The 12901-nt window shown below is 52.3% G+C and carries 10 protein-coding genes; 5 read left to right on the top strand and 5 right to left on the bottom strand.

What is annotated here, in order from left to right:
* The 5 genes from ACQY6F_RS06505 to leuA form a co-directional block, all read right to left on the bottom strand.
* The coding region (locus tag ACQY6F_RS06505) for a DUF547 domain-containing protein (RefSeq protein ID WP_428773080.1) at positions 1 to 689 on the bottom strand (689 nt) is incomplete at its 3' end.
* Positions 690 to 830: 141 nt separating this feature from the next.
* Complete coding sequence (gene leuD / locus ACQY6F_RS06500; RefSeq protein WP_428773078.1) at positions 831 to 1433, bottom strand: 3-isopropylmalate dehydratase small subunit; 603 nt, start codon at positions 1431 to 1433, stop codon at positions 831 to 833.
* 12 nt (positions 1434 to 1445) lie between these two features.
* On the bottom strand, positions 1446 to 2846 hold the full coding sequence (gene leuC / locus ACQY6F_RS06495) for a 3-isopropylmalate dehydratase large subunit (RefSeq protein ID WP_428773076.1): 1401 nt from the start codon (positions 2844 to 2846) through the stop codon (positions 1446 to 1448).
* Between the two features lie 136 nt (positions 2847 to 2982).
* Positions 2983 to 4074: a 3-isopropylmalate dehydrogenase gene (gene leuB, locus ACQY6F_RS06490; protein WP_428773075.1), complete on the bottom strand. Its 1092-nt coding sequence runs from the start codon at positions 4072 to 4074 to the stop codon at positions 2983 to 2985.
* 81 nt (positions 4075 to 4155) lie between these two features.
* Positions 4156 to 5703 carry a 2-isopropylmalate synthase gene (leuA, locus tag ACQY6F_RS06485; protein ID WP_428773073.1) on the bottom strand — a complete coding sequence of 516 codons (1548 nt, stop codon included), beginning with the start codon at positions 5701 to 5703 and terminating at the stop codon, positions 4156 to 4158.
* 393 nt (positions 5704 to 6096) lie between these two features.
* Between leuA and ACQY6F_RS06480 the strand changes: the two genes are divergently transcribed.
* The 5 genes from ACQY6F_RS06480 (at position 6097) to ACQY6F_RS06460 (ending at position 12883) form a co-directional block, all read left to right on the top strand.
* Positions 6097 to 6762 (top strand): TetR/AcrR family transcriptional regulator, encoded by a 666-nt coding sequence (locus tag ACQY6F_RS06480; RefSeq protein ID WP_428773071.1) that lies wholly within the window; start codon positions 6097 to 6099, stop codon positions 6760 to 6762.
* Positions 6752 to 8068, top strand: a complete 1317-nt coding sequence (locus tag ACQY6F_RS06475) for an efflux RND transporter periplasmic adaptor subunit (RefSeq protein ID WP_428773069.1) — start codon at positions 6752 to 6754, stop codon at positions 8066 to 8068. The genes ACQY6F_RS06480 and ACQY6F_RS06475 overlap by 11 nt, the downstream gene beginning before the upstream one ends.
* Positions 8065 to 11184 carry an efflux RND transporter permease subunit gene (locus ACQY6F_RS06470; protein ID WP_428773067.1) on the top strand — a complete coding sequence of 1040 codons (3120 nt, stop codon included), beginning with the start codon at positions 8065 to 8067 and terminating at the stop codon, positions 11182 to 11184. The genes ACQY6F_RS06475 and ACQY6F_RS06470 overlap by 4 nt, the downstream gene beginning before the upstream one ends.
* A gap of 121 nt (positions 11185 to 11305) precedes the next feature.
* Positions 11306 to 11833: a phosphatase PAP2 family protein gene (locus ACQY6F_RS06465; RefSeq protein ID WP_428773066.1), complete on the top strand. Its 528-nt coding sequence runs from the start codon at positions 11306 to 11308 to the stop codon at positions 11831 to 11833.
* A gap of 3 nt (positions 11834 to 11836) precedes the next feature.
* Positions 11837 to 12883: an MJ1255/VC2487 family glycosyltransferase gene (locus ACQY6F_RS06460; RefSeq protein ID WP_428773064.1), complete on the top strand. Its 1047-nt coding sequence runs from the start codon at positions 11837 to 11839 to the stop codon at positions 12881 to 12883.
* Positions 12884 to 12901 lie beyond the last annotated feature (18 nt).

Raw genomic sequence — 12901 nt, 5'->3', positions numbered from 1 at the left:
AACTGGTCTCGATTGCCAAAGTCTGAGGCAAACCAGTCGTAAATTGACGAAAGCTGTAACTCTGCGTTGCGGAGTTTAGCGCCTTTATCGCTATTGATAAACGCTGTTGCTGCTTGTTCCCGTAGCGTCTCGGAGTTGTTCGCAGTTAAAGCTTTTGCTGGCAGATTCGGGCAGCCTAAACTGGCACAATTGACCACATAATGGGTGCGTGGATCACGCCAGATAGGGCGTAATATGCGGTGCTCAATATCATTTAAGGTCAGAGCTTGTCCATTAATCTGGGCGATTTGATCATCCCAAGGGCCAAAGCTGAACCAACCACCGAGTTTGGTAATGGAGCTGACCGGGTAGTGCTTAAGGATTAGGTCAACAGTCGCGGCATTGTACAAATTCACCCAGTAAGCGTATTGTTCCGCGCGCTTGTATTGGCGTGGGTCCAGTTGGGTCAGCTTGGTTAAGTACTGATTGAGTAACTGCCGATCGCTGTCAGTCACTTTACTATAGCGAAATAGGGTGTTGTCGCCGCTTTGAATGCGGTAGCGGTCTAACAGAGTCTGCCAATCACTATGATTGATCTGGCTACTATTGGTTTCGTCACTGGCAGTCCAGTACGGCCAGAGTTCGGCTTGTGGTGCTGACCAGGCTGGCAGGCCGAATATCACCATTAGTAAAGTCATTAATCGCTTCATTGAGTTGTCCTGTTGTGGATCATTAGATACTCAGACCAGACTTGTACCTGATTACTTTCGGCATTGTCAGGTTAGTTTTGTCTTTGATAACAGATACAAAAAAGGTTGGCGTAGTGCCAACCTTGTAGAGAGTATTTAGACTTAGCGTAAGAAGCTTGGGATTTTCGCCTCATAGTCCGCAATTTTATCTTCGTGTTGCAGCGTTAAGCCAATGTTGTCCAAGCCATTCAGTAAGCAGTGGCGACGGAACTCGTCTATCTCAAACGGATACTCTTTGCCGTTAGCCAGTACTTTCTGCGCTTCCAGATCGACGGTGATTTCGGCCCCTTCGTTGGCTTCGACAAACTGAAACAGCTCTTCCACCTGTTGTTCGGTCAGACGAACTGGAACCATCTGGTTGTTTATCGAGTTACCATAGAAAATGTCGGCAAAGCTTGGCGCGATCATCGCTTTGATGCCGTAATCTGCCAGCGCCCAGGGCGCGTGTTCGCGGGAAGAACCACAGCCAAAGTTTTCCCGAGCCAGCAGAATTGACGCACCTTGGTAACGAGGTTGGTTCAGCACAAAATCCGGATTTGGTTGCTCGCCGGCGTCATCTAAAAAGCGCCAGTCATGGAACAGGTGTTTACCAAAGCCCAGTCGGGAGACTTTCTGCAAAAACTGCTTAGGAATGATGGCATCGGTGTCGACATTGGCGGCATCCAATGGCACTACTAGACCAGTATGTTGTTTGAAACCTGACATGATTGCTTCTCCTTAGTCCAGCTCTCGAATATCGACAAAATGACCGGCAATCGCTGCAGCTGCAGCCATCGCTGGGCTCACCAGGTGGGTACGTCCACCGCGGCCCTGACGGCCTTCAAAGTTGCGGTTGGAGGTAGAAGCGCAACGCTCCCCGGGACCCAGGCGGTCGTTATTCATCGCCAGGCACATTGAGCAGCCAGGCAAACGCCATTCAAATCCGGCTTCAATGAAGATTTTGTCCAGCCCTTCGGCTTCTGCCTGAGCTTTAACCTGCTCTGAGCCCGGGACGATCAGCGCCTGAACATGAGCAGCCACCTTACGGCCTTTGGCGACCTCTGCAGCGGCACGAATATCTTCGATACGTGAGTTAGTACAGGAGCCGACAAACACTTTGTCGACATTGTAATCTTTCAGCGACTTACCACCTTCTAGGCCCATATAAGCCAGCGCTTTTTCAGCGGAGGCTTTTTCTACCGGATCGCTGAAGCTCTCTGGCGTCGGAATCGGCTGATCGACGGAGATCACCTGGCCTGGGTTAGTGCCCCAGGTCACTTGCGGTTTAATGTCGGCGCCGTTTAACGTCACCACGGCATCGAATTCGGCGTCGTCATCACTTTTCAGTGTCTGCCAGTATTCTACCGCGGCATCCCAATCGGCTCCGGTCGGGGCAAATTTGCGACCTTGTACATAGTCAAATGTGGTTTGATCCGGTGCGATCAAGCCGGCTTTAGCACCGAGTTCGATCGCCATGTTACAGACGGTCATCCGCCCTTCCATGGTTAAGTCGCGAATCGCTTCACCACAGAATTCCACGACGTATCCGGTTCCGCCTGCTGCGGTCGTTTCGCCGATAATCGCCAGCACAATATCTTTGGCGGTGATACCCGGGGCCACTTTACCTTTCACTTCGATTTTCATTGTCTTAGCACGGGCTTGCTTCAGCGTCTGAGTCGCCAATACGTGCTCAACTTCAGAGGTGCCGATGCCAAAGGCCAGTGAACCAAAGGCGCCGTGAGTGGCCGTGTGCGAGTCACCACAAACGATAGTCATACCCGGTAGGGTAATGCCCAGTTCCGGCCCCATTACATGCACAATGCCCTGGTATTTGTGGTTGATGTCGTACAGGGTGACACCAAAGTCGTGACAGTTCTTCGACAGAGTTTCCATCTGGATTCTGGCCATTTCACCCGATGCCGCGATGTCTTTGGTCGTCGTCGATACGTTGTGGTCCATCGTCGCGAAGGTTTTGCCAACCTGGCGGACCTTGCGGCCTTTTTCACGCAAGCCGTCAAAAGCTTGCGGTGAGGTCACTTCGTGTACCAAGTGTCTGTCAATGTAAAGGATCGGGTTTTCACCCTCAGCGGCTACGGCAACGTGTGCATCGTAGACTTTTTCGTATAATGTTTTGCCCATCTTAGCTTCCTGTGGCCTGGCAGAATCTCAGCAAAGCGGCGGTAATCATTACTCAATCAATGGATAAATTGAAAGGAATGTGATGAATCACCGAATCAGTGCTGAGCTCCCATAGGCGAAGTTATTTTATCTTTAATTATGAATTCAGAATGTACTCAGCAATCTTGTCGCCCATTGCAGAGGTCGACAGTGCTGGCTGGTCGCCAGCCAGATCAGCGGTGAGCTCTCCGGCGGACAGCGCTTTGGATACTGCAGCTTCAATATCCTGCGCGGCGGCTTCTTCACCCAGGCTGTAGCGCAGCATCAATGCAGCTGACAAGATTTGTGCAACCGGGTTGGCGATGTTCTTACCGGCGATGTCCGGTGCACTGCCGCCTGCCGGTTCAAACAGGCCGAATTTACTTTCGTTCAGGCTAGCGGAAGGGAGCATCCCCATTGAACCGGTGATCATGGCACATTCATCAGAAATAATGTCACCGAAGATGTTGGAGCAGAGCATTACATCAAACTGCGCCGGATCTTTAATCAGCTGCATGGTGGCGTTGTCGATGTACATATGGGACAACTCGACGTCCGGGTAGTCTTTGGCGATCTCTTCGACGACTTCACGCCACAGGATAGAGCTTTGTAAAACGTTGGCTTTATCGATAGAGCAAACTTTTTTACGGCGTAGGCGGGCAGACTCAAACGCGATCTTAGCAATCCGTTCGATTTCGTAGCGGTGATACACTTCGGTATCAAAGGCTTTCTCATTTGCCCCTTCGCCTTCCCGTCCTTTAGGTTGGCCAAAGTAGATCCCACCGGTCAGCTCCCGCACCACCACGATATCAAATCCGCGCTCAGAGATATCGGCGCGCAGAGGCGAGAACGCTTCCAGACCGTTGTGAATTTGCGCTGGGCGCAGGTTGCAGAACAACTGGAAATGTTTACGCAGCGGCAGCAATGCACCGCGCTCTGGCTGTTCATTCGGTGGTAAATGTTCCCATTTCGGGCCGCCAACTGAACCAAATAGTACCGCATCGGCGTCTTCACAGCCTTTCACTGTGCTTTCCGGCAGCGGGCAGCCGTGATTGTCAATTGCGATGCCACCAACGTCATGGGCTTCACGTACAAATTCGATACCGTGTTTGGATTCGATTGCGTCCAGTACCTTATTTGCCTGTTCCATTACTTCCGGGCCAATGCCGTCTCCGGCTAAAACGGCAATTTTGTAAGATTTGTCTGTCATGTTAATCCTTTATTTTTATAAACTTTGTGCTTGCTTAATCAGTTAAGCGATTCCCTGAGCCCCGACAGCTCAGGGCGATGGTTAAACGGTGGCAATCTTTTTCTGTTTGATCTCTTCGACCTGATTGGCGCGGTGAATGCTGTTGATCACATGCAGCAATGCCTGACCGGAGGCTTCAACGATATCGGTAGAGACGCCGGTACCATGGTATTTGCGACCTTTGTAGTTGGCAATGATGTCGGCCTGTCCCAGGCCATCTTCACCTTCACCTTTAGCCGTCAGGTCGAACTTATCCAGTACAATGTCGTAGCCGGTGACACGGTAAATACATTGATACAAAGCATCAACCGGCCCGTTACCGACTGCAGCTTCAGCCATTTCTTCGTCACCACACTGCAATTTAATACTGGTGGTCGCCATCACACTGCCAGATTGTACGCTCAGGTAGTTCAACTTATAGAAGTCGTCTTCTTCTCGCAAGTTAGAGAAGTGCATCAGGGCTTCTAAATCGTAATCAAATACCTGACCCTTGCGGTCGGCCAGTTTCAGGAAGTCCTGATACAGTGCATCCAGGTTGTACTCATCATCTTTATAACCCATGGATTCCATATGGCTTTTCACTGCCGCGCGACCTGAACGGCTGGTCAGGTTCAGCGCCTGATTTTTCAGGCCGATAGACTCTGGAGTCATGATCTCGTAGGTATTCTTATTCTTCAGCATGCCATCCTGGTGAATGCCTGAGGAGTGGCTGAATGCGTTGGCACCAACAATCGCCTTGTTGCTCTGAATCGGCATGTTACACAGCTGGCTGACCAGTTTGCTGGTGCGGTGGATCTCTTCGTGATTGATACCGGTATGAACCCCCAGCAGTTCCTGACGGGTTTTGATGATCATGGCGATCTCTTCCAGCGAACAGTTACCGGCCCGTTCACCAATACCGTTGATGGTGCCTTCGATTTGGCGGGCGCCAGCCTGAACGGCGGCGATAGAGTTGGCTACCGACATGCCTAAGTCATCGTGGCAGTGCACGGAAATGATCGCTTGGTCGATATTGGGCACACGGTTAAACAGTGTCTGGATAATACCGCCAAACTCACTCGGCACGGTGTAGCCGACCGTATCTGGAATGTTGATGGTACTGGCACCAGCATTGATAGCGGCTTCCACCATACGGCACAGGTTGTCTATTGGTGTGCGGCCTGCATCCTCACAAGAGAATTCCACGTCATCGGTGTAGTTACGTGCGTGTTTAACCGCTTGAACGGCCATCTCGACGACATCATCGTAACTGCGGCGTAATTTGTCTTGAACGTGAATGGTGGAAGTGGAGATAAAGGTATGAATTCGGAAGGCTTCGGCAACTTTTAACGCTTCGGCAGCGGCATCAATGTCTGCGATGACCGCTCGGGACAAAGCACAGACTCGGCTGTTCTTAATGTGCTTTGCGATGGTCTGGACTGACTCAAAATCGCCCGGCGAAGAGATTGGGAAGCCGGCTTCTATCACATCAACGCCCAGGCGCTCGAGAGCGTAGGCAATCTGCAGTTTTTCTTTGACCGTCAAACTGGCTGACAACGCTTGTTCGCCATCACGCAAGGTGGTGTCGAATATAATGACCTGATCGTTCATGTGTTTATCCTTTTGTCGATAGTTAATCGTTTACTTCCGGTATTTAAGTACAAAAAAACCCGCATCTTCGTGCGGGTTTGTTTCATTTGTGTGGTGTCTTTCTGCCACAGCCTACCCGCGCGAACTGGTCACGATAAGGAGGAGGTTTAGTAGCAGAGCTGGACGTAATGCCATGGTGACAGATTCCACAAAATTGAATTAACAAATTAGTACCGCACCAGGGCTGGCGCGTCAAGCCTAAAGTCGAAAATTTATTCACATCCGTCCAGTCTATGGGATTAGTGAGACGTAGCAATATTCATCACCAGCGCCGGTTTTGATGAATTTTTCTGGTGTTGTTGAGCAATTCAGTTACCTATAATTAATCCTCTGATGAATTATAGGCGATGAAGAATGACCAATAGTTCGCGAAAAGCGGGCCGACCCAGTGAGGAGACCCATGCTAGGCAACGCCTGATTGAAAACGCACGGCAGTTGTTTACCAGTACGGCGTATCACAAAGTGTCGATGCGCCGGGTAGCAGAACAGGCCGGGGTAAACAGTGCACTGGTTCACTATTACTTCGGCAGCAAAGAAGGTCTGTTTGAAGCGATGCTGCGTGAAACGCTGGCACCGATGCTGAGTAAAATGCGAACTCTGTTGGATGATCAGAGTCAGAGTAATCTGGCAGACTTGATGCGAACCTACACCGAAGAAATGAGCAAAGTGCCTCAATTGCCAAGACTTATTGCACAAGTGATGCAAATGCCAGCCACGGACAGACAACGGCAGTTGATCGAAAAAGTGATGATGGACATCAGCAAACCGATGCAGGATTTGCTGTTTGACAAGCTGCTCGACAGCGGCGTGTTGCGCCCTGGTATTGACGCGAATTTATGCCGTGTCTCTTTTATTAGCCTGATGGTATTCCCGTTTATTGCACCTACCGCGATGTTCGCTGTCCACGGGATACAACTGACCCCGGAATTTTTAGCTCGTCTGGTCGAACATAATATTCAGCTGATGAGTGAAGGCTTTTTGACGCCGCCAACACAACAAGGAAACCGTCGTGAAAATTAACCGCAAGCTTCTTTTTTTCCCCGCTTTAGCCGTGGGCGTCATCGCTGTTATTCTGGCTGTGCAGCTAAAACCAAGTCTGCCGATCAAACCTGCGCAGAGCCGGGCACGAATCGTCGATACATTGGCGTTGCAAAAGCAGCCGATGGCTCCGGTAGCGATAGGTTTTGGCAAGGTTTCACCTCAACTGGAATGGAAAGCGATCGCCGAAGTTTCCGGTAAGGTGATTTATCGTCATCCGCGGCTGAATAAAGGGGCGATTCTACATGCAGGCACGGAAATTTTACGTATCGATCCGCTCGACTATGAATTAAAGCTGGCCCAGGCAGAAGCGGACCTGAAATCCAGTGAGACATCGTTGGCACGGGTAAAACAGGAGCAGCAAAATCTACAACAAACCCTGAAAATCGAGAAAAACCGGTTGGAGATTGCGCGTAAAGAGGCCGAGCGTAAGCAAAATCTGCGCTCCCGCGGGCTGACCTCGCAATCCGATGTAGACCAACAACAGCAGGCGGCATTACAACAGCAGAAACTGGTTCAGGAGATTGAAAACCAGCTGTTGCTGATCCCCGGAGAGACCCGGGTGGCGGAAGCCAAAGTGAAAGTCAATGCGGCCAAAGTTCAGGAAGCGGAGCGGTTGCTGGCCAAAACCCGTATTGTTTTACCGGACGATCTGCGCATCGCCTCGGTAGATGCCGAACTCAATCAGGTGGTCAACCTGCAGCAGGTAATGGTGACCGGCCACGGTATGCGTACTATGGAAGTGGAAGCGCAGTTGTCGATTCATGATCTACAGACCTTAGCGCTGAGTCTGGTTGACTTTGGCCGTGATGAGACGGGAATGCCGCAGGTGGACTTGACCTTTATTCACGCATCGATTGAGCTCAACAGCGGCGATTTGACCGCAAGCTGGCCGGCGAAAGTCGCACGGGTCAGTGAAACCGTCGATCCTAACCAGGCAACGGCGGGTGTAATACTGGAAATTGCCCAGGATTATCGGGACCTGACGCCGGAAACCTCGCCGCCACTGGTCAATGGCATGTTCGTCAAAGCGCGCATCGAGGGTAATCCAACGCCAAGCTGGGTGATCCCGGAGCGGGCCCTGCACGGTCAGTCAATCTACCTGATGGATGAGCAAAACCGTCTTAGGATCCAACCGGTCGAGGTGCGCTACCGACGGGATGAACAGGTGGTGATCGACGGCGATCTGCAATCGGGTGATCGGGTGATCCTCAACGATCTGCTGCCAGCGATTGAAGGCATGCTGCTGCGAGACAGCCGCAGTGAATCGCAGGAGAGTGCATCATGATCCGCTTTTTTACCCGCCATCCTACCGCCGCCAACCTGTTGATGCTAACCCTGCTGTTGGTTGGCTTGACGGCGTTGCCGACCATTAAGCGCGAAACCTTTCCTGAATACGATCCTCCCTATGTGATGGCCGGTATTGCCTATCCGGGCGCTTCCCCTCAGGAAGTGGAAGAAAGTCTGTGTGTACGGATGGAAGATGCGGTCGATGGCCTGGCGAATATCGAAGAAACCCGCTGCGAAGCGGTGGAAGGTTCAGCGCGGCTGATCCTGAAACTGAATGACAAAGCGGACATTGGCCGGATGCTGATCGACGTCCAGACCCAGATTAATGCCATCAATGACTTCCCGGTCGAGATTGAATCACCGGTGGTGCAAGAGCTGGAGTGGAATGAACCGGTGGTCGATGTGGCGATTTCAGCCAATACCAGCTGGCCGGAACTGAAAGCGTATGCCGAACAGCTAAAGCGGATCCTCAAGCTGGATTACGGTGTGTCGCTGGTGTCGGTGAGTGGATTTTCCGACCACCAGTATTCGATTGAACTCAATATGCAGGCATTGCGCCAGCTCAATCTCAGCGTCTCTGATATCGCCCAGCAGGTTGGGCGGCAAAATGTCAAACTGCCCAGTGGTAGCCTGGAGACCACCGAGAAGAATTTTTTAATCCGCTTTGATGAGCGTAAGACCACCCCGGAGCAGTTGGCCAATATGGTGGTGGCGTCCGGTGAAAATGGTTCAGTGATCCGGCTTAGGGATATCGCCACGATTACTGACCGCTTTGAGCTGGACGAACAAAAAGTGCTGTTTGACGGCCAACCATCGGCGCTGCTGAAAGTGAGTAAAAACAAAGCAGACGATGCGCTGAGAATCAAGCAGCGCGTCAGTCAGTTTGTCGACGATCAGCGGCTGGTGGCCCCGGACGGAGTGACGCTGGAGATGACCAATGATCTCTCGTCGGTACTGTGGGATCGGCTGACCATGATGCTGCGCAATGGCTGGCAGGGGATCGCGCTGGTGTTTGCCACCATGTGGCTGTTCTTTAGCCTGCGCTATTCATTCTGGGTCGCGGCCGGGTTGCCGGTGGCGTTTCTCGGCGGGCTGTTTTTGATGGCGCAACTGGGGTTGTCGATCAACATTATGTCCCTGGTCGGCTTGCTGATGGCGATCGGTATCATGATGGATGACGCGATCGTGATCGCCGAGTCGATAGCGGCCCACCTGGAGCGGGGAGAGTCGGTCGATAACGCGGTGATCAAAGGGGTGAAGAAAGTTCTGCCGGGGGTGTTATCGTCGTTTCTGACCACAGTGTGCATATTCGGCAGCCTGCTGTTTCTGCAGGGGGAGATGGGCGCAGTACTGAAAGCCGTTCCTCAGGTACTGATCCTGGTGCTGAGTCTCAGCCTGGTGGAAGCGTTTCTTATTCTGCCGCACCACCTGTCCCACTCGCTGCACAAACAGCGTCAGGAGCGGCCGCCGCTGCGCTTCAAACAGATACTGATGGAGCGATTTGAGCGGTTTCGCAACCAGACCTTAGTGAAGGCTGTCGAATGGGCGGTCACTTATCGCTATGCTTTTCTCGGCGGGGTGTTGTCACTACTGCTGATCTCGGTCGTCGCGATCATGACCGGGCTACTGAAGTTCCAGCCGTTTCCCGATCTGGATGGCGACATTGCTGAAGCCAGGATCATATTGCCGCCTGGGGCTTCGCTGGAGCAGACCGAGCGGGTGGTGGATCGTATTGTGGCATCGGCAGAAAAGCTCAACCGGCAGTGGAGCGCTGACGTTGAACAGGGCTACCCTCTGGTTGAGCATATCACCAGTCAGTTTAATGCCAATCAGGACGCCAATGAATCGGGCCCGCATCTGGCCACGGTCCGGCTGGATTTACGCGGCGCCGAGATGCGCAATACCGTGATCGACGAGTTTATCGATGCCTGGCGCGACGATGTCGGCGAACTGGCCGACCCTATCTCGCTGGTATTCAAGCAGCCGATCATGGGGCCGGGTGGGCGCGCGATTGAAATCAGGGTGATGCATGATGATGTGAATGCGCTGAAAGCGGCGTCGATCGATATTCAGCAGTACCTGCAAACCATCGCCGGTGTGCATGGTGTGCTGGATGACATGCGGATGGGCAAAGAGGAAGTGCTGGTTAAGCTGCGTCCCGGTGCGGAGACTTATGGTGTGGACGGCCAGATGATCGCCAATCAACTCAGGGCGGCCTATTTTGGTCAACGCGCCGACGAGATCCAGCTTGGGGTGGAAAATATTGATATTGAAGTGCGCCTTGACCGCAAGCAAGCGGGAGAGCTGCAGCAATTGGTGAACTTTCCCATTATTAATAGCCGTGGTGCCCAGATCCCGCTGGGCAGTATTGCGACACTGGAGTTTCAGCGCAATTATGTCCGTATCCAGCGTATCAATGGCTTGCGAACTATCAGTGTGTTTGCCGATACCGATAAAAGCCAGGTCTCTTCCGCTGCCATCATCGCCCAGTTTAGTCGTGACCAGGTTGAGCAGCTAAAGCAGAAGTATCCCGGGCTGCGATTTGATTTTGAAGGTGAGGCAAAAGATGCCGCCAAAACCGGCTCGTCGATGGGCATCGGATTTCTGCTGGGCCTGTTTGGTGTGTATGCCATCTTAAGTTATCAGTTCCGCAGTTATCTGGAACCTTTTGTGGTAATGCTGGCGATTCCACTCGCCTTTATCGGTGTGGTCTGGGGGCATATTTTGCTCGGTCATTCACTGAGCATGCCCAGTATGATGGGGTTTGTCTCGTTGGCGGGGATTGTGGTCAACGATTCGATTCTGCTGGTGCAGTACATTCGTCACCATGTCGATGAAGGCGATACTGTCTATGATTCAGTGGTCAAAGCCAGCCGGGAGCGTTTCAGAGCGGTCTTTCTCACCTCACTGACCACCGCGGCCGGTTTATTGCCGCTACTGACGGAAACCAGCCTGCAGGCCCAGGTGATTCAGCCACTGGTGATCTCTATCGTGTTCGGTATTTTTGCTTCCACCTTGCTGGTGCTATTTATGGTGCCGACCGCCTACGCTGTGCTGGCCGACTTTGGCCTGGTCAAGCGCCATCAAACTCTGGATAGGTTAGAAGCACACTAACCTCATTATGAGGCAGCCACCGCTTCGGCGCTGGCTGTCATCGTTTCACCAAAAAATATTCACTTTCCTGTCACTGTATTGCTTTAGCGTGGAATCCAGACTTGTGAGCAAGGATGACACCATGCGAGTAATCGATTCTATCGTCAAATTGGATTTGGCCTTTTCCGGTTTATGTCTGCACCACCGACACAGTATGCGAATGGCCCAGCTTAGCCGGGCGATTTCTCACACCGGCGATGGCCACTTATATCTGTTGATGGGGCTGATGGCCTGGGCCACCGGAGGTGGCAGGGGATTGGCCTTTCTCACTGCCGGGCTGGTGGCATTTGCTATTGAACTGCCATTTTACTGGCTGATTAAAAATGGCTTCAAGCGCCGCCGCCCTGAAGAGCTGTCCAGCCAGTTAAGGGCTTATATCAAGCCATCGGACCGTTATAGCCTCCCTTCCGGTCACACCGCTGCCGGCTTTGTAATGGCGATTTTGATCGGTCACTTCTATCCGTTAATGGGCGGCTTGGCGCTGGTTTGGGCGGTATTGATCGGTACTTCGCGAATTCTGCTCGGGGTCCATTTTCTTACCGACGTAGTATTAGGTGCAGCCTTAGGGATGGCTTCAGCGCTGGTGGCGCTGCAGTTAACAGGAGCATAGTAATTGAACATTTTATATGGCGTACAGGGAACGGGCAACGGTCATATCGCCCGTGCCCGAGCGATGGAACAGGCTCTGGCTAACCACAGCGTGGCGGTGGATTTTCTGTTTTCCGGCCGGCCAAGTGAACGCTACTTTTCAATGGAGCAATTCGGCGCTTTCCAGACCCGGCGGGGAATGACGTTCCAGAGTCATCATGGCCGGGTGGATTACCTGAAAACACTACTCAATAACAGCATCAGTCAGCTATGTAACGAAGTGAAGCAACTCGACTTGTCTGGCTATGATCTGGTGGTGACCGATTTTGAGCCGGTGACGGCCTGGGCTGCCAAACGACAGGGAGTACCCTGTATCAGTCTTAGCCATCAGAATGCCTTTCGTTACCAGGTGCCGAGCAAAGGGGCCAGTTGGCTGGACCGCCAGGTAATCCAGCATTTTGCCCCGGCACAGCATTACATCGGGTTACACTGGTACCATTTTGACCAACCGATCTTGCCGCCGATTGTCGATATCGGCACGCACGCTGTCAACTGTGAAGATTTTATCCTGGTCTATCTGCCGTTTGAGTCCCGCGAAGAGATCAACCAGTTGCTGGCCAGATTCACCAATCAGCGCTTTATTTCTTATCATCCTGACAACAGCGAAATGGCGGTTCTGGGCAATGTCGAGCAGCATCCGCTATCCCGGGAACAGTTTCAGTGTCATCTGCATCGTTGCCAGGGGGTGATTGCCAATGGCGGGTTCGAATTACCTTCTGAAGCGCTAGTTTTAGGTAAGAAATTGTTACTGAAACCGCTTTCAGGTCAATTTGAACAGCAGAGCAATGTGGCGACCCTGGAAACAATGGGGCTGGCCAGTGCAATGTCTTTTCTTGATGCCAGTACCGTCCGCGAGTGGTTAGATGAACCAAAAGCAGAGCCGGTGGGCTATCCGGATGTAGCCAGTGCCATTTCTGACTGGTTGATCCGCGGCGACTGGAGCCAGTTTTCAACCCTGCGCGACCGGCTCTGGGAGCAGGCGGAGTTTCCCAGTTACACCCTTTCCCTCTAGATTTATTTTTGACCTAAA

Source organism: Vibrio sp., from assembly GCF_050299255.1.
GTDB lineage: Bacteria > Pseudomonadota > Gammaproteobacteria > Enterobacterales > Vibrionaceae > Vibrio.
Note: the sequence above shows the minus strand (reverse complement) of the source record. Positions and strands in the feature narration are given on the sequence as shown.

Excerpts from the sequence above, each read along its gene's own strand:
- ACQY6F_RS06465 (WP_428773066.1), top strand. The coding sequence starts at position 11,306 with ATGCGAGTAATCGATTCTATCGTCAAATTGGATTTGGCCTTTTCCGGT.
- ACQY6F_RS06470 (WP_428773067.1), top strand. The coding sequence starts at position 8,065 with ATGATCCGCTTTTTTACCCGCCATCCTACCGCCGCCAACCTGTTGATG.
- ACQY6F_RS06480 (WP_428773071.1), top strand. The coding sequence starts at position 6,097 with ATGACCAATAGTTCGCGAAAAGCGGGCCGACCCAGTGAGGAGACCCAT.
- leuD (WP_428773078.1), bottom strand. The coding sequence starts at position 1,433 with ATGTCAGGTTTCAAACAACATACTGGTCTAGTAGTGCCATTGGATGCC.
- leuB (WP_428773075.1), bottom strand. The coding sequence starts at position 4,074 with ATGACAGACAAATCTTACAAAATTGCCGTTTTAGCCGGAGACGGCATT.
- leuC (WP_428773076.1), bottom strand. The coding sequence starts at position 2,846 with ATGGGCAAAACATTATACGAAAAAGTCTACGATGCACACGTTGCCGTA.
- leuA (WP_428773073.1), bottom strand. The coding sequence starts at position 5,703 with ATGAACGATCAGGTCATTATATTCGACACCACCTTGCGTGATGGCGAA.